Genomic DNA, 15,332 nt, shown 5'->3' with positions numbered 1-15,332 from the left:
TCAAGCCTCCTTCCCGACGTTCGATCGTTGCGCGAGGCCCTTCATGAGAAACGCCTGCCAGGCGCCGTGCTGATTGACGTAGAGCCCCTCGTGCGTCAGCTCCGTGCCGCACAGCACAGGTTCAATGCCGAGCAGGCGCGTATTTGCCGTTTCGCCCGCCACCCACTTGTGGTGTCCGCGCGAAATGTCGCTCCAGCGCTCGAGGCGCGCCTGGAAGCCGCGCTGCTGCTCACGGAATTCCACGAGATCGTCAGGCGTGCCCATTCCCGAGACATTGAAGAAGTCTTCGAACTGGCGAATGCGGTTTTCGCGATCCTTTTCCGATTCGCCCTTTACGCCGATGCACTGGCTGATGACTTCCGTCTTGTTCCAGGCGACCGGACGCACGATGCGTAGTTGCGAGCTGATCTGATCCATGAAAAAGAGGCTTGGATAGACGTTCAGGTTCCGCAGCCGATGCATCATCCACTCGGCTTTCTGCTGACCGTATGCCTCGAGGAGGCGCGGCATGACGGTGGCATAGCCCGGACGCACGCCGGGGTTCGGCATGTCGCTGAACAGCACGCTATGGCCGTTCCTGAAAGCGAACCAGCCGTCATCGGTATCCGCGTCACCTGCGCCTAGCTTGCTGTAGTCGAGCGTCCCGTTGATCGCGCCGCCCTTCTTCGCGTTCGCGTCCTGCCGATGCTGCACCGTGGCGACGTAGTTGTAGTGCACGGTGCTGACGTGATAGCCGTCGAGGCCATTCTCGTTTTGCAGCTTCCAGTTCCCTTCATAGGTGTACGTCGACTTGCCCGGCAGCACTTCCAATTCGCCCGTGGGCGATTGGGCGACCATCATGTCGAGGAACACGCGTGCGTCGCCCAGGTAGTCTTCGAGCGTGTCTGTTCCTTGCACGTCGAGACTCACGAAGACGAAGCCCTTGTAGCTCGCGATGCGCGCCTTCTTGAGGCCACGCGTGGACTTATCGAAGTCGTCGCAGTACTCGCCAGGAGCCTTGACCTTCACGAGGCGTCCGTCGCTCTTGTAGCACCAGGCGTGGAACGGGCACGTGAAAGTGGACTGATTGCCCTTGCCCATACGCGTGAGCGTTGCACCGCGATGCTGACAGGCGTTGATCATGGCGTTGAGCTGACCGTTGCCATCGCGCGAGATGATCATCGGTTGGCGGCCCGCACGCATCGTCAGGAAGTCGTGCGCCTGGGGAATCTCGCTCTCGTGGCAGGCGTAGATCCAGTTCTTCTCGAAGATGAACTCCATCTCCAAGTCGAATAGTTGCGGTTCGGTAAACATCTCTCGCGCAATGCGATAGACGCCCTCGGCCGGACGGAAATCGAGGCATCCGCCAACGAATTGCTGCCATTGCGATGTGACTTTCGCTGCGCTCACGATAGGTTCTCCTCCTGCCTTTCAGCGGTCTTCCGACCAGATCCTTGATGGACTGGATTGAATACCCGATGCAGGCCAGGCGCTATCCGCCTGGTGGCCGTTCGCTATCCAGTTTTTTTGCTTCTCTGCGCGGCACGCAGCCGATGGTATGGATCGCGCTCGTCGAATGCGGAGTCGATGTGTTCGTGCGAACGGAAGAAATGGAGGCGATCCGCAAGAACTCGCTCGCGCTTACCGATCCTGTCATCGAACTTGTCGAGACGTACTGCAACGAAATTCGGCTCTCGCTCATGACGCGTCGCGCACAGGGTTAACGCGGCTCGTGACGTTCATGGCATATTGGTCAAGCATCCCGTACCGTCCTTGACGAGCTGCGGTGCTTCGACCGAATCGCGTACGCCCGTCCTGGAGGGGCGGGTCCGATGACTATCGTAATGTTGGTCACGCAGACGCTCATTGCGGCGGAGCACGCCGCCGGCTGCGACCTGCGTCTTTACGTAATTCTCGAAGGTTCACACTACAGTGAGGCTTGCGGATCCTGACCTCGACTGCGCGCCGAACGAATCTAGCGACTGCCGTACGTTCTGGAGAAGTCCCCGTCATTCATTGACGTCATCAAAGCAGTCGACGAACGTCTTCTCCCTCAAGCCAAGCCGCTGTCTCAAGGAGACCCGCACGCCGTGCCCGGTCGATCAGTTCTTCCGCCTGCCAAGGTGGCTGGCGCTTACGTGCGCGCAGTTCGCGAAATGCGCCAGCCGCGCGCTTTTCGTTAAGATCGATGAGGTCACGCACGAATACGTCCGGATGGAGGACCTCGATCGCAAGTTCACACCGCAGGTGATCGCCAGCGAAATCTTTCAGGTTGAACGTTACGATCGCGTCGGCGCGGGCAGCAACCGCCGCCATCACCACATGACGATCCTTCGGATCCACCGGCAGTACGTCTCCTGAATCAGGCGGCACATTGCGGATCAGGGCGTCCGGAAACGCCCGATCCATCGCGCGTCGAACAGCGTCGATCCGCGCACTCCGATCCTCCGTCGCACCGCTTGTCCGCAAACGAGAGATGAGGTTGCCTGTCCACTCAGCATGGATCCTGGCGGACCACTTTGGGTTGAAGAAGCCGTGATCAGCCAACGTCAGCAAAACATCGCGCGTGAACATCGGGAACAGCACGCGTCGAGCACGACGGTGAAACGGTCGAAGCCCAGCCTCACAGGTCATATCCGCCAAGGGCTTCGCTTTGCGCGACCAATTCGTCGAGTGCCGCCTTGCGGTCAACCTGCATAGTGGCCTTGTAAGCGAGGACATCTTCCATTCGTATGCGGCGATGCCGTCCGACCTTGCGAAATGGAAGGTCGCCGGCCTCGAGCCGCGCAATCAGATAGGGACGTGACACGCCGAGCATGTCCGCCGCCTGCCCCGTTGTTAGTTCGGTTTCGGCCGGATACAGCAGGAAGGTCTGTTGGCTGGCCATCATGGCCAGTATCTTCGACAGCACGCGCAGGGTTGCGGGCGGCACGTCGATACGCGCGACATCGCCGTGTTCGCCCTCTTCCACGAGCGCCACGCGCGCCGCGCGGGAATGATCTAACGCTTCGCCCATTAGGCGACTGGCGCTCGCAAGCAGGGCAGCTTGATCGTCGGTCAGTTGGATGCGATCGGGGGTTGCGGTGGTCATTAAAAGGGTCCTCACAACACAGCCATAATATTACCGACAACCCTCATTCGCAACAGACGAAGCAAACGAAATAGACTAAACGCCAAATGCATCAATACCTGTTTGGTGGGCGGCTGGCCAGAAGGCGGACGAACCGAATTGATAGAGGCTCACACCGCTTCCGATGATGGGCCGACCGCGGGCTGAAAAAAGAAAAAGCCCCGCAAGTCCGAGAACTCACGGGGCTTTGTCACCGCCTACTGGCGGAGACGGAGGGATTCGAACCCTCGATCCAGGTTTTGGCCCAGATGCTCCCTTAGCAGGGGAGTGCCTTCGACCTCTCGGCCACGTCTCCCAAAGCTTTCGTCGGCGCCGGGAGGCAGCGCGACGAGTCCAAGATGATAACGGGAACGGTTACGCAGGTCAAATCGTGCGACGCAAAATTTGCCTGCGACGCTGTTTACCGCCTGCTTCGACCACCTCCCGCCCCATCTTTCATGACGCCGCCGTGACGGCGACATGAAAATCGCATACTCAAGCCTGTTCGAGCTCGAACGCCTTATGCAGCGCGCGCACGGCGAGCTCCATGTACTTCTCGTCGATGAGCACCGAGATCTTGATTTCGGAGGTCGAGATCATCTGGATGTTGATCCCCTCTTCCGACAACGTCCGGAACATCTTGCTCGCGATACCCACGTGCGAGCGCATCCCGACCCCGACGACCGATACCTTCGAGACCTTCGGATCGCCGACGACTTCCTCCGCGCTCACATGGCCCTTGACCTGGTTGAGCAGAATGTCCATCGCGCGCTGATAGTCGCCGCGGCCGACCGTGAACGTGAAATCGGTCTTACCCTGCACGCTCGTGTTTTGAATGATCATGTCGACGTCGATGTTCGCGTCGGCGACAGGGCCGAGAATCTGATAAGCGATGCCCGGCTTATCGGGCACGCCCCTCACCGCGATACGGGCCTCGTCGCGCTGAAACGCGATGCCGGAGATGACTGCTTTTTCCATGGTCTCGTCTTCTTCAAAAGTAATCAGCGTGCCCGAGGTCATTTCCTGTTCGAGCGGGATCATCGGATCGGTCAGGCTAGACAGCACGCGTGTCTTCACGCGATATTTGCCCGCGAACTCCACCGAGCGGATCTGCAGCACTTTCGAGCCGAGACTCGCCATCTCGAGCATCTCCTCGAACGTCACGCGATCGAGCCGGCGCGCCTCCTCGACGACACGCGGGTCGGTCGTATAAACGCCGTCCACGTCCGTGAAGATCAGGCATTCGTCCGCTTCGAGCGCCGCAGCGACGGCCACGGCTGACGTATCGGAACCGCCGCGCCCGAGCGTGGTGATATGGCCCTCCGGATCGACGCCCTGAAAGCCCGTGATGACGACGACCTTCCCTTCGTCGAGATCGCGCAAGATGCGCTCGCTTTCGATCTCGCTGATCCGTGCCTTCGTGAATGCGCTATCGGTCTTGATCGGCACCTGCCAACCGGCGTAGCTGACCGCTTCGACGCCGGCTTCCTGCAATGCGATCGATAGCAGGCCGACGCTCACCTGCTCGCCCGTCGATGCGATCACGTCGAGCTCGCGCGGATCGGGCTGGCTCGAGATTTCCTTCGCGAGGGCGAGCAGGCGATTCGTTTCGCCGGACATCGCCGATGGCACGACGACCAACTTATGGCCCGCCTTTTGCCACTTCGCGACACGCTTGGCGACGTTCTTGATGCGCTCCACCGAGCCCATCGAGGTGCCGCCGTATTTATGTACGATGAGTGCCATTGTGTCGTTTTTAACTTGAGGAATAACGGCGCCGACGCGCTAATGGCTCGAAGCTCGGGCATGCCGATCGGCCACGCGGCCTCGTGAGCGCATGACGACGACGTAACGTGGCGGGGGGTAGGCGTGAAGCGCACGGTTCGTTCGAATGCGCCACGGCTCAATGCCACATCTGCCGCACAAGCAAAATGCAGCCGACTGCGTCACTGCTGTGAAAAAAGCGCGCAAACGGCCGCAAATGGGTGCTAAAGCGGGTCGGACAAGCGTTCGAGAGTACTCGATCGACGCTGAAAATACAAGCCGCACGGGCGGTCGGCGACGGGGTGCGACACCGCTTGGAGTCGCGCCATGCCGACGATCGGCGCTAGGCGATAAGCAGGTCGGCACGCCATTCCAGGCGGCGACGTGGTCCGCTCACGGCCGCCCCCTCCTCGTCCGCGGGCGCGGCAGCGACGAACGCGCCGTTGATGCCGAGAAACGGCACGAACAGCAGCCGATCGCCGAGATAAACGAGCGGCACGTCGCGCTGCCAGGCGGGCACCCCCGATTCCTGGAACAGGTTCTTCAGCGTGCGAGCCGGCGCGCCCGGCGCGCGGCGCATGCGTTCGCCCCCCATGCGTGGGCGCGCGGTCAGCGGCGCACCCTCGAGCAGCGTTTCCGCAACCGTATCGGCCGGCATCTCGCCCGTCGGCACAGGAACGAAAACGAGCGAGCCGCGCCATTGCGGGAGCCGCCAGACTTCCTGGCCGCGCCAAGCGAGCATCGTCGGCTCCTTGATCGCATGCGCCACGCGATCCTCGGCGGCGGCTGCAGGCGACGCAGGCCGATCGTCGCTCTCCCAATAGACCGAGTCGCGATAGAGGCGCAGGCAGCGCCCGGCGTGCTCGATTCGCAATGCATGCTCGGCGCGCGCCTCGCGCAATTGGCGCAGCATGTCCGTCAGTCGCGCGGCGGAGGGCACCGGGATCCCGGCCGCACGCATCCATCCGCGCATCGCGTTCATCGCGCGCGCGCCGTCGAGCGCGAGCAGGGCCTCGCGCGACAATGCGCGCCCATCGTCTCGCGCGATCGTGCCCAAATCGATCGCGGCGAGCTCATCGAGCAAGCGCTGAGCGGTCGCCGCATGGGCGGCCGTGCGCGCAAGCGCGTCGCGAAAGCCGGGAAAATGTATCGTCAGCGCCGGTATCACGTCGTGACGCAATGCGTTGCGCGCGTAGCGCGTGTCGGCATTCGATTCGTCCTCGATCCAGCGCAGGCCGCGCGAGCGTGCATAGCGTTCAAGCTGCGCTCGCAGCAAATGCAGCAACGGCCGCACGCGAGGAATGGCGGCCACGTTGTCGACGCGATGCGGCGCCATCGCCGCGAGGCCTGCCACGCCGGCGCCGCGCAGCAACTGCAACAGCACGGTTTCGGCCTGATCGTCGGCATGATGCGCCAGCCAGAGCGCGGCCACGCCGTGGCGCGCACACATGGCGTCGAGCGCTCGATAGCGCGCCTCGCGCGCAACCGCTTCGATGCTCATCCCCGTCTCGCGCCGCAAGTCGACGCGCTCAGCATCGAAGCCGGCGCCAAGCGCGCGAGCCGCGGCCTCGCAATGGGCAAGCCATCGCTCGGCATTCGGGCTCAACCCGTGATGTACGTGCAAGGCGATGCAGCGGTGCGCTCCCGCCACGCGGACCGCCGCATCGAGCAGCACGCTCGAATCGAGGCCGCCGCTGAATGCGATGCCGATCCGTGCATCGGACGGCATCGCGGAAAGCAAACCGCCGAGCGCGTCGAAAATGACGTGCTCGGCGGCGGAGTCGGTAGAGGAAATCATGGCTTTCGTCGCTAGCGGAAGGACGCGACGAGACGCACTGGGGCGTGCGCGGCGCGCCTCATGCCCCGGGCATCGATTCCTTGAACTTCCCGTAGGACATGAGCCGCTGGAAGCGGCGCTCGCGCAAATCGTGCACGCTCATGCCCTGGAATTGGCGCAGCGTATCGGCAAGCGCGCGGCGCAGCAGTGCAGCCATTCCCTTCACATCGCGATGCGCGCCACCGAGCGGCTCGTTGACGATCTTGTCGATGAGGCCGAGCGCCTTCAGGCGATGGGCCGTCAAGCCCAGCGCCTCGGCTGCTTCGGGCGCCTTCGCCGCGCTCTTCCAGAGGATGGAGGCGCAGCCTTCGGGCGAAATCACCGAATAGGTCGAGAACTGCAGCATCAGCAGGCTGTCGGCCACGGCAATCGCCAGTGCGCCGCCCGAGCCCCCTTCACCGATCACTGTCGCGATGATCGGCGTCTTCAGTTCAGCCATGACATACAGATTGTGGCCGATCGCCTCCGACTGTCCGCGCTCCTCAGCGCCGACGCCCGGGTAGGCGCCCGGCGTGTCGACGAACGTGAAAATCGGGAGTCCGAACTTCTCCGCAAGGCGCATCAGCCGCTCGGCCTTGCGATAGCCCTCGGGACGCGGCATGCCGAAATTGCGCGCGGCGCGCTCTTTCGTGTCGCGCCCCTTCTGGTGACCGATGATCATGCACGGATGGCCGTTGAAGCGCGCCATGCCGCCGACGATCGACTGGTCGTCGGCGAAAGCCCGATCGCCATGCAACTCGTGAAAGTCGGTGAAGATCTCGTTGACGTAGTCGAGCGTGTACGGGCGTTGCGGATGCCGGGCGATCTGCGAAACCTGCCATGGCGTCAGGTTCGCGTACAGATCTTTGGTCAACTGCTGGCTCTTCTTCGAGAGCCGCTCGATTTCTTCCGAGATATCGACAGCCGAGTCGTCCTGCACGAAACGCAGTTCTTCGATTTTTGCCTCGAGTTCGGCAATTGGCTGTTCGAAATCCAGAAACGTCGTTTTCATATGTTCCAATCCTGGGGACTTTCGGCAGCGCGTATTCTAACCGCCGCCACGCGCCGCGGCATCGGTCGAAACTATCAACCCACAATCTTAATAGATCACTGCTCGGGCGCGCCGTCTAGGCTGCGCCACATGTACCAGGTGGCCACCGTACGCCACGGCTCCCAGTTCGCTGCCACCTCACGTGCCTCGCTGCGCGTCACGGGCTCGCCGCTGAAGTAATTTACGCTGATCGCACGAATGAGGCCGAGGTCGTCGAGCGGAAGGACGTCGGGGCGCGACAGGTTGAAGATGAGGAACATCTCCGCCGTCCAGCGGCCAATGCCCCGAATCTGGGTGAGCTCGGCGATGACGGCTTCGTCTTCCATCGACATCCACTTATCGACGTGCAGCGCGCCCGAGACGAAGTGCTGCGCGAGATCGATCAGGTACTCGGACTTGCGCTTGGACAACCCGCATCCGATAAGCCGCTCCTGCCCCAGCCTGATGAACTGTTGCGGCGCGAGCCTCGGGCACGCCTGCTCGATGCGCTCCCACATGGCTTGCGCCGAGGGGACCGAGATCTGTTGACCGACGACGGAACGGGCGAGCGTGACGAATGGGTCGCCACCGTTGATCAAATGTACAGGGCCGAATTTTGGAATGAGGCGCTTGAGGATGCGATCGCGCTTCACGAGGTCGGCGCAGGCGCGATCCCAATAAGTCGGTCGCGCGACCTCTGGCTTCAAGCCGCCGATCTGTACAGGAACGGCGGCCTCGGCACTCGAACCGGCGCGCGTCTTGCGGACGATTTCGCCGTCGCGCGTTCCATCGCGCACGAGTGCCTGGACGCCGCTGCCTGAATCGGGCACCGCCGAGCCGTTGCCCTTCGTCTTCGTCGCGCGCGCCGCCGACAGCTTCGGCTTCGGTTCAGCCGTGCCGTTCGGGCTCACCGATGCGCGCGTCTCTTTCGTCGCGCGCTTTCCCGCTGCGTTTTTCGCCGCCGCGGCTCGCTGCGGCGCGGCGCGCTTGACTGGCGTCTTTCTGGCCGTTGCCATCATGCCTCCCGGCGGTAGCGCGTTTCGCGACGCACGTTCATACGCGGCGCCACTCCGTGAGCCCGCCCGGTTTGTCTTCGAGCGCAACGCCGGCTTCAAGCAACTCGGCCCGAATCCGGTCTGCCTCGGCATAGTTCTTCGCCCGCTTCGCGGCGGCGCGTTCGGCAATCTTCTGCTCGATCGCCGCCTCGTCGATCACGACCCCGACGTCGCCCGCCGCTTGCTGCAAGAACGCCCGCGGTTCGCGGCCGAGCAGCCCGAGCGTCGCCGCCAATGCGCGAAGCTGCCGCGCGAGCGCGCGGTCCTGCGTACGATTCACGACGTTGGCAAGCTCGAACAGCACGGCTACCGCGACGGGCGTATTGAAGTCGTCGTTCATCGCCGCGCGAAAACGCGCGGCATGGTCTTCGCTCCAATCGAGTGCGCCGTCGTCGGGGCTCACGTCCTTGAGCGCGGTGTAAAGACGCGTGAGCGCCGCGCGCGCATCGTCGAGGTGAACGTCGCTGTAGTTGAGCGGCGAACGGTAATGTGCGCGAGCGATGAAAAAGCGAACGACCTCGGGATCGTATTTCGCGATCACCTCGCGAATCGTGAAGAAGTTGCCGAGCGACTTCGACATCTTCTCGTTGTCGATCTGCACGAACCCGTTGTGCATCCAGTAGTCGACGAACGTCTCGCCCGTCGCCCCTTCGGTTTGCGCGATCTCGTTTTCGTGGTGCGGAAACTGGAGATCCTGCCCGCCGCCGTGCAGATCGAAATGCTCGCCGAGCAGCGCGCAGCTCATCGCCGAGCACTCGATGTGCCAACCGGGCCGTCCCGGTCCGTACTTCGACTCCCAACTCGCGCCCACCGGCTCGTCGGGCTTCGCACGCTTCCACAGCACGAAGTCGAGCGGATCTTCCTTCGCCTCGTTGGCGGCGACGCGCTCGCCGGCGCGCAGATCCTCGAGCGACTTGCCCGAAAGCGCGCCATAGCGGGCGAACTTGCGCACGGCATAGTTGACGTCGCCATCCGTCGCCTGATAGGCATAACCGTTCGCCTCGAGCTTCTCGATCATGCCGAGCATCTGCGGAATGTAGTCGGTCGCACGCGGCTCGATGTCGGGGCGCGCGACGCCGAGCGCATCGGCATCCGCGTGCATCGCCGCGATGAAACGATCAGTCAGCGCCTTGATCGTTTCGCCGTTTTCGACGGCGCGGCGAATGATTTTGTCGTCGATATCGGTAATGTTGCGGACGTATGTCACCTGGTATCCAAGCGCACGCAACCAGCGCTGCACGACATCGAACACGATCAGCATGCGCGCATGGCCGATATGGCAGTAGTCGTATACGGTTATCCCGCAGACGTACATCCGCACTTCGCCTGCACGGCGCGGCTCGAACAGTTGCTTTTCACGCGCGAGCGTGTTGTAGATGCGCAGTGATTCCATAGAGACGATGCGTGAGCCCCGAGCATTCCGCACTTGGCGACGTGCGAGGCGCCTCGCGAGAACGCTCGAGCGCCTCCGTTCGCAACGCGCCGGTGCGGGTTCGCACCGTCATGCGCCGCTTCGAGCTGCGATCGAGGCGAAAGACGACCACGACTAGGCGGAGGAGTTCGCTCGTTCGAGGAAACGAGCAAACGTTTTGTTAGAATGGGCCGGAGTATAACATCCAGACCTGAGCCTATGAAACCTTACAGCGGCCGCATGCAACGGACAGCGGCCCTCGCCGCGACGGCCGTGCTCGGCTTCGCTCTCGCGGCGTCGCCGAGTGCGCCGGCGCATGCGCAAGCGGCGCAAGTGACGACCGACGACACACCGCAAATCGATGCGTCGATCGCGGCACGGAATTGGAATGCGGCCCTCGCCGATCTCGATGCGCGGATCAAGTCGAACCCGCGCGATGCGCAGGCGAAGTTCAAGCGCGGCACCGTGCTCGCGCACCTCGGCCGCGACGACGATGCGATCGAGCAATTCGTCGAATTGACTCAGGCGTATCCCGAGCTTCCCGAGCCTTACAACAATCTCGCCGCGCTCTATGCGAAGCATGGCCGCTATGAAGAAGCGCGCGCGGCGCTGGAGACGGCCGTGAAGGCGAACCCTTCCTTTGGGCTCGCTTACGAAAACCTCGGCGATCTCTATCTGCGGCTCGCCGCCGCGGCTTACAAGCGCGCGCAAAGCGTCGGCCATACGAGCGGCGCCACGAGCGAGCGTCTTGCCGCCGTCGAGAAGATCGTCGCGCAGCCATCCGCCATCACTACAGGGCGCGCTCAGACGACAGGCGCCTCGGCCGCGAAGCCATCGGTTCCGCCTCCGCCGACGCCTTCGTTCGGAGGCGGCGCGAATGGCGCATTTCCCGCTGCTCCCTACGTCGCCCCTTCGAACTGAGACGGGATTCATTTCTTCCCAACGATGAGGATGTCCATGAAACGCTTCTGGTTGGCGCTCGGCAGCGCCGCTCTGATCGCGAGCACGTCCGCGCTCGCGCAAACGGCCGCGACGGCCGCGCATCCGCAAGTGCTCCTGAAAACCAGCGACGGCGACATTCGCCTCGAACTCTATCCGGACAAAGCGCCGAAGACGGTCACCAACTTTCTCGACTACGTGAAGTCAGGTCAGTACAACGGCACGATCTTTCATCGCGTGATTCCCGGCTTCATGATTCAGGGCGGCGGCTACACGCAGACCTTTCAGGAGAAGCCGACGCGCGCGCCGATCCCGATCGAGAGCCGTAACGGTCTGAAAAATGCAGTGGGTACGATAGCGATGGCGCGCACGAGCGACCCGAACTCGGCAACCGATCAGTTCTTCATCAATACCGTCGACAACGCGGGGCTCGATTATCCGAACCCGGACGGCAACGGTTATGCGGTGTTCGGCAAGGTCGTCTCGGGCATGGACGTCGTGAAGAAGATCGAGGGCACGCCCACCACGACGCGCGGCCCGATGGCCGATGTGCCGCAAAAGCCGATCGTGATCGAATCGGCGAGCGTCGTTTCCCAATAGCGGCCCCTACCCGGCCGGCGCAAGATGCCGGCCTGCTCAATGCCTCTTTTTTACGGCACTTTCAAGGCAAGGAATTTCATCATGGTCGAACTGCATACGAACTACGGCGTCATCAAGCTCGAACTGGACGCGGACAAAGCGCCGAAGACGGTGGAGAACTTTCTGAACTATGTGAGGAAAGGTCACTATGACAACACCGTGTTTCACCGCGTCATCGACGGCTTCATGATCCAGGGCGGCGGCTTCGAGGCCGGCATGAAGCAAAAGCCGACCGACGCCCCGATCGACAACGAAGCCAACAACGGCCTGAAGAACGTCAAGGGCTCGATCGCGATGGCGCGCACGAACGATCCTCATTCGGCCACGGCACAGTTCTTCATCAACGTGAACGACAACGACTTCCTCAACCACTCGGCACCCACGCCGCAGGGCTGGGGCTATGCCGTGTTCGGAAAGGTCGTCGAAGGGCTCGACGTAGTCGAGAAAATCAAGAAGGTGAAGACGGGCTCGAAGGGCTTTCATCAGGACGTGCCCGTCGACGATGTCATCATCGAAAAAGCGGTCGTCGTCGATTGAGCACGAGCATCTTCCGGGACGAGGGGATTACGGCGCGCCACGACGTGCCGCCCCGCAGCAACGAAGCGACCGTGCCGCACGAGCACGGCCGCACGCGCGGTCATGCGCCGCGCCCGCTGCTCTTCATCTCGGATTTGCACCTGAGTCCCGCCATTCCGCGCACGGTCGCCGCCTTCGAGCACTTCGTCCTCGTCACGGCCGATAGCGCCGATTCCGTCTTCGTGCTCGGAGACCTCTTCGACTACTGGATCGGCGACGATACGCTGAAGGTGGACCCATTCGCCGCTCGCGTCGCGGCCGTCCTCCATACGCTTTCCGAGCGCGGCATCGCGCTTTATGTGATGCACGGCAACCGCGACTTTCTGCTCGGCAAGCGGTTCATGCGCGCGGCCGGCGCGATCTGGCTGCCCGACCCGTTCGTCATGACGGCTTTCGGCTCGCGCATCGTGCTCGCGCATGGCGATGCGCTATGCACCGCCGACCACAAATACCAGACGTTTCGGCGATTCGCGCGCTGGCGCGCGGTTCAATTGCTCTTTCTCGCCTGGCCGCTCAGGTGGCGTCGAGCGCTCGCCGAACGGATGCGCACGACGAGCGACGCCGGCAGAAGCCGGCCGCCTTCCCCGCTTTACGACGTCACGAGCGAAAGCGTCGCCGCGTTGTTCAAGTCGAGTAAAACGACGACGATGATCCACGGGCATACGCATCGGCCCGCACGCCACGATGAGCGAGGCGGCACGCGCTGGGTGCTGCCCGACTGGGACCTCGATCACGGCACGCGGCGCGGCGGCTACTTGCGCATCGATGCCGAGGGCATCCACGTTCTCCCGCTCGACTGAGGTGCGCCGACGGGCATCGACGCCCGATCGGGGATCAGTCGCACCGACTTTCACCCCTTCGATTGCTCAGCGGAAAGAAGACGCGGCGGCTTTCGTCAATGCTGGGCCACTTTCCCTTCGATCGCCGCCGACAAGCGACGCAAATCCGACAGCGCGCCGTCGGCGCCGTGTAGCGCCTCGAGGCGCTCGCCAAGTCGCTCGAGCGCCGCCACGATTTCATCGACGCGCTGGCTCTCTTTCGCGGCGTGATCGATGAGCCCATGCAGCGCAAGCGAAACGGGGTCTTCAGCGTTCGGCGTGATGCCGTACGCGCAAAACGTCGAGCGCTCGCTCTTGCGCTTCGAGTCGGCCGGCATGACGATGCGCGCGGGGTTGCCGACCGCCGTGCCGCCGGCCGGCACCGGCTTGACGACGACCGCGTTGGAACCGATCTTCGCTTCAGCGCCGACCGTGAAGCCGCCCAGCACCTTGGCCCCGGCGCCCACGACGACGCCGCGCTCCAGTGTCGGATGCCGCTTCGCGCCGCGCGTGAGCAACGTTCCGCCAAGCGTGACGCCCTGATAGATCGTGCAATCGTCGCCGACTTCGGCGGTCTCGCCGATGACGACGCCCATGCCGTGATCGATGAAGACGCGGCGGCCGATCCGCGCGCCCGGGTGGATCTCGATGCCGGTCAGAAATCGGCCGAACTGCGAAATTGCTCGAGCGAGCCAGCGCCGTCCGGCGAGCCAGCAGGCGTGCGACATTCGATGAAGCACGATCGCGTGCAGCCCCGGATAACAGGTGAGCACTTCCCACGTGCTGCGCGCGGCGGGATCCCGCTCGCGGATCGAGGCAATGTCTTCGCGAAGTCTCGTGAACATGATGTCGGCTCGCCTGATGAGCGCCACTGCGGCCCCTCCCGGAGCGGCAGCCTACGCATCGTTATGACTCGGTGTGATTTGCTTATGAGCGTTCGGCCGATTGTAATGGCAACCCGCGCCGATTGCTTCGCGCGCTTTTTTCGCCCTGCGCTCGGCAGGGGCATTCGCGCGGCGTCGATCACTGGGCCATCGGCATCGGCCCGCCGGGCTGAAAGCAGGCACGACGACCGGAGGGGGCATCCTTTAGGGCCCCCGAAGGAAGTCCCTTTAGGGACGACCGGAGGGGGCATCCTTTAGGGCCCCCGAAGGAAGTCCCTTTAGGGACGACCGGAGGGGGCACCCTTTTAGGCCCCCGAAGGAAGTCCCTTTAGGGACGACCGGAGGGGGCACCCTTTTGGGGCCCCCGAAGGAAGTCCCTTTAGGGACGAACGCGCTACGGGCGGCCGTCGCGGCGGGACTTGAGCAGGATATGCTTGGCGATGCCGCGCACGATGTTGACTTCCTCGTGCTCGAGCGCCGCGCGCGCGAAAAGGCGCCTCAGCCGCGACATCAGCTTTTTCGGATTGGCTGGATCGAGAAAGTCGAGCGCGATGAGCGCGTTTTCCAGATGCACGAACATCCGCTCGATTTCGTCGCTCGACGCACGCTGGGCCAGCGTGTCGCCGGCGCCCATTGCCGTGCGCTCCCCGAGATAGGCGGTGCGCAACTCGTAAGCCAGCACCTGCACCGCCTGAGCGAGGTTGAGCGAACTATAGGCCGGGTTCGCGGGAATATGCACGAGCGAGCTGCATCGCTCGACGTGCTCGTTGGAAAGACCGGTTCGCTCGTTACCGAAGACGAACGCGATGTCGCCGCTCGCCGCTTGACGGCACGCCTCGCCTGCCGCCTCGCGCGGCGCAAGTTGCGGCGGCCCGTACTCGCGCGCGCGGGCCGTCAAGGCGACCGACCACCGCACACCGGTCAATGCATCGGCGAGCGTCGGCACGGTGCTCGCCGCGGCGAGCACGTCGTCGGCCCCGCTCGCCATCGCGACGGCTTCCGGGTCCGTTTGCACGTGCGCGACGCGCGGCGCGACGAGCACGAGACGCGAAAACCCCATTGTCTTCAACGCACGCGCGGCAGCGCCGACATTGCCCGGATGGCTCGGCTCGACGAGCACGAAGACGGTTGACGTAAAGCCGCCGCAAGGTCCGCCGGCTCCGCTGAGTGCGGCTGCTTCGGCGTCGAGCGGCGCGTGCGGCTGATTCGGATTCGATGAATTCAAGATGCTGCGAAACAAGATGCTGCAAGGGTGACGAAGGATGGATACAGCCGCATGGTTTGGGCTTACTCACCGCAATCGATGAACGGC

The 15,332-nt window shown here is 63.4% G+C and carries 15 protein-coding genes and 1 tRNA gene; 5 read left to right on the top strand and 11 right to left on the bottom strand.

The features are described from left to right. On the bottom strand, positions 1 to 1,389 hold the full coding sequence (gene antA, locus C9I57_RS15575) for an anthranilate 1,2-dioxygenase large subunit (protein ID WP_107151558.1): 1,389 nt from the start codon (positions 1,387 to 1,389) through the stop codon (positions 1 to 3). A gap of 47 nt (positions 1,390 to 1,436) precedes the next feature. Here antA and C9I57_RS15570 point away from each other — a divergent pair, with 47 nt between their 5' ends. Then, complete coding sequence (locus C9I57_RS15570; protein WP_146166228.1) at positions 1,437 to 1,703, top strand: hypothetical protein; 267 nt, start codon at positions 1,437 to 1,439, stop codon at positions 1,701 to 1,703. A gap of 301 nt (positions 1,704 to 2,004) precedes the next feature. Here the strand turns inward: C9I57_RS15570 and C9I57_RS15565 are convergent, their stop codons facing one another. From C9I57_RS15565 to cysS, 8 genes are all read right to left on the bottom strand, one after another. Further along, positions 2,005 to 2,553 carry a PIN domain-containing protein gene (locus C9I57_RS15565; RefSeq protein WP_181321853.1) on the bottom strand — a complete coding sequence of 183 codons (549 nt, stop codon included), beginning with the start codon at positions 2,551 to 2,553 and terminating at the stop codon, positions 2,005 to 2,007. 49 nt (positions 2,554 to 2,602) lie between these two features. Further along, entirely contained in the window at positions 2,603 to 3,070 is a 468-nt protein-coding gene (locus C9I57_RS15560; protein WP_107151556.1) for a helix-turn-helix domain-containing protein, read from the bottom strand. 240 nt (positions 3,071 to 3,310) lie between these two features. After that, a tRNA-Ser gene (locus C9I57_RS15555) sits at positions 3,311 to 3,404 on the bottom strand. Between the two features lie 179 nt (positions 3,405 to 3,583). Beyond that, entirely contained in the window at positions 3,584 to 4,834 is a 1,251-nt protein-coding gene (locus C9I57_RS15550) for an aspartate kinase (RefSeq protein ID WP_107151555.1), read from the bottom strand. 361 nt (positions 4,835 to 5,195) lie between these two features. Then, entirely contained in the window at positions 5,196 to 6,650 is a 1,455-nt protein-coding gene (tilS, locus tag C9I57_RS15545) for a tRNA lysidine(34) synthetase TilS (RefSeq protein ID WP_107151554.1), read from the bottom strand. 58 nt (positions 6,651 to 6,708) lie between these two features. Beyond that, entirely contained in the window at positions 6,709 to 7,680 is a 972-nt protein-coding gene (locus C9I57_RS15540; protein WP_107151553.1) for an acetyl-CoA carboxylase carboxyltransferase subunit alpha, read from the bottom strand. 95 nt (positions 7,681 to 7,775) lie between these two features. Further along, on the bottom strand, positions 7,776 to 8,714 hold the full coding sequence (locus C9I57_RS15535; RefSeq protein ID WP_107151726.1) for a DNA-3-methyladenine glycosylase family protein: 939 nt from the start codon (positions 8,712 to 8,714) through the stop codon (positions 7,776 to 7,778). 37 nt (positions 8,715 to 8,751) lie between these two features. Then, a complete protein-coding gene (gene cysS, locus C9I57_RS15530; protein WP_107151552.1) occupies positions 8,752 to 10,146 on the bottom strand; it encodes a cysteine--tRNA ligase in 1,395 nt (464 codons plus the stop codon). A 237-nt stretch (positions 10,147 to 10,383) separates the two neighbouring features. Between cysS and C9I57_RS15525 the strand changes: the two genes are divergently transcribed. The 4 genes from C9I57_RS15525 to C9I57_RS15510 all read left to right on the top strand — a co-directional run bounded on the left by C9I57_RS15525 (position 10,384) and on the right by C9I57_RS15510 (position 13,118). Further along, positions 10,384 to 11,085 carry a tetratricopeptide repeat protein gene (locus C9I57_RS15525; RefSeq protein ID WP_258187659.1) on the top strand — a complete coding sequence of 234 codons (702 nt, stop codon included), beginning with the start codon at positions 10,384 to 10,386 and terminating at the stop codon, positions 11,083 to 11,085. Between the two features lie 36 nt (positions 11,086 to 11,121). After that, positions 11,122 to 11,703 carry a peptidylprolyl isomerase gene (locus C9I57_RS15520; protein WP_107151550.1) on the top strand — a complete coding sequence of 194 codons (582 nt, stop codon included), beginning with the start codon at positions 11,122 to 11,124 and terminating at the stop codon, positions 11,701 to 11,703. Positions 11,704 to 11,784: 81 nt separating this feature from the next. Continuing rightward, positions 11,785 to 12,279, top strand: a complete 495-nt coding sequence (locus C9I57_RS15515; protein WP_107151549.1) for a peptidylprolyl isomerase — start codon at positions 11,785 to 11,787, stop codon at positions 12,277 to 12,279. Continuing rightward, positions 12,276 to 13,118, top strand: coding sequence for a UDP-2,3-diacylglucosamine diphosphatase (locus C9I57_RS15510; protein WP_258187658.1), 843 nt, complete (start codon positions 12,276 to 12,278; stop codon positions 13,116 to 13,118). Before C9I57_RS15515 ends, C9I57_RS15510 begins: the two co-directional genes overlap by 4 nt. A gap of 95 nt (positions 13,119 to 13,213) precedes the next feature. On the opposite strand, the gene cysE is transcribed toward C9I57_RS15510, so the two are convergent. Continuing rightward, positions 13,214 to 13,981, bottom strand: coding sequence for a serine O-acetyltransferase (gene cysE / locus C9I57_RS15505; RefSeq protein WP_107151724.1), 768 nt, complete (start codon positions 13,979 to 13,981; stop codon positions 13,214 to 13,216). A gap of 433 nt (positions 13,982 to 14,414) precedes the next feature. Next, positions 14,415 to 15,245 carry an RNA methyltransferase gene (locus C9I57_RS15500; protein WP_107151723.1) on the bottom strand — a complete coding sequence of 277 codons (831 nt, stop codon included), beginning with the start codon at positions 15,243 to 15,245 and terminating at the stop codon, positions 14,415 to 14,417. Positions 15,246 to 15,332 lie beyond the last annotated feature (87 nt).

The organism is Trinickia symbiotica (assembly GCF_003028655.1).
Classification (GTDB): Bacteria; Pseudomonadota; Gammaproteobacteria; order Burkholderiales; family Burkholderiaceae; genus Trinickia; species Trinickia symbiotica_A.
This window is presented reverse-complemented; position numbering and strand designations above follow the sequence as displayed.

Bases quoted from the DNA above. Each gene is read 5' to 3' on its own strand.
- C9I57_RS15515 (WP_107151549.1), top strand. From the start codon at position 11,785: ATGGTCGAACTGCATACGAACTACGGCGTCATCAAGCTCGAACTGGAC.
- C9I57_RS15570 (WP_146166228.1), top strand. From the start codon at position 1,437: ATGGACTGGATTGAATACCCGATGCAGGCCAGGCGCTATCCGCCTGGT.
- C9I57_RS15550 (WP_107151555.1), bottom strand. From the start codon at position 4,834: ATGGCACTCATCGTACATAAATACGGCGGCACCTCGATGGGCTCGGTG.
- C9I57_RS15560 (WP_107151556.1), bottom strand. From the start codon at position 3,070: ATGACCACCGCAACCCCCGATCGCATCCAACTGACCGACGATCAAGCT.
- C9I57_RS15535 (WP_107151726.1), bottom strand. From the start codon at position 8,714: ATGGCAACGGCCAGAAAGACGCCAGTCAAGCGCGCCGCGCCGCAGCGA.
- cysS (WP_107151552.1), bottom strand. From the start codon at position 10,146: ATGGAATCACTGCGCATCTACAACACGCTCGCGCGTGAAAAGCAACTG.
- C9I57_RS15565 (WP_181321853.1), bottom strand. From the start codon at position 2,553: ATGTTCACGCGCGATGTTTTGCTGACGTTGGCTGATCACGGCTTCTTC.
- C9I57_RS15525 (WP_258187659.1), top strand. From the start codon at position 10,384: ATGAAACCTTACAGCGGCCGCATGCAACGGACAGCGGCCCTCGCCGCG.
- cysE (WP_107151724.1), bottom strand. From the start codon at position 13,981: ATGTTCACGAGACTTCGCGAAGACATTGCCTCGATCCGCGAGCGGGAT.
- C9I57_RS15520 (WP_107151550.1), top strand. From the start codon at position 11,122: ATGAAACGCTTCTGGTTGGCGCTCGGCAGCGCCGCTCTGATCGCGAGC.
- C9I57_RS15540 (WP_107151553.1), bottom strand. From the start codon at position 7,680: ATGAAAACGACGTTTCTGGATTTCGAACAGCCAATTGCCGAACTCGAG.
- tilS (WP_107151554.1), bottom strand. From the start codon at position 6,650: ATGATTTCCTCTACCGACTCCGCCGCCGAGCACGTCATTTTCGACGCG.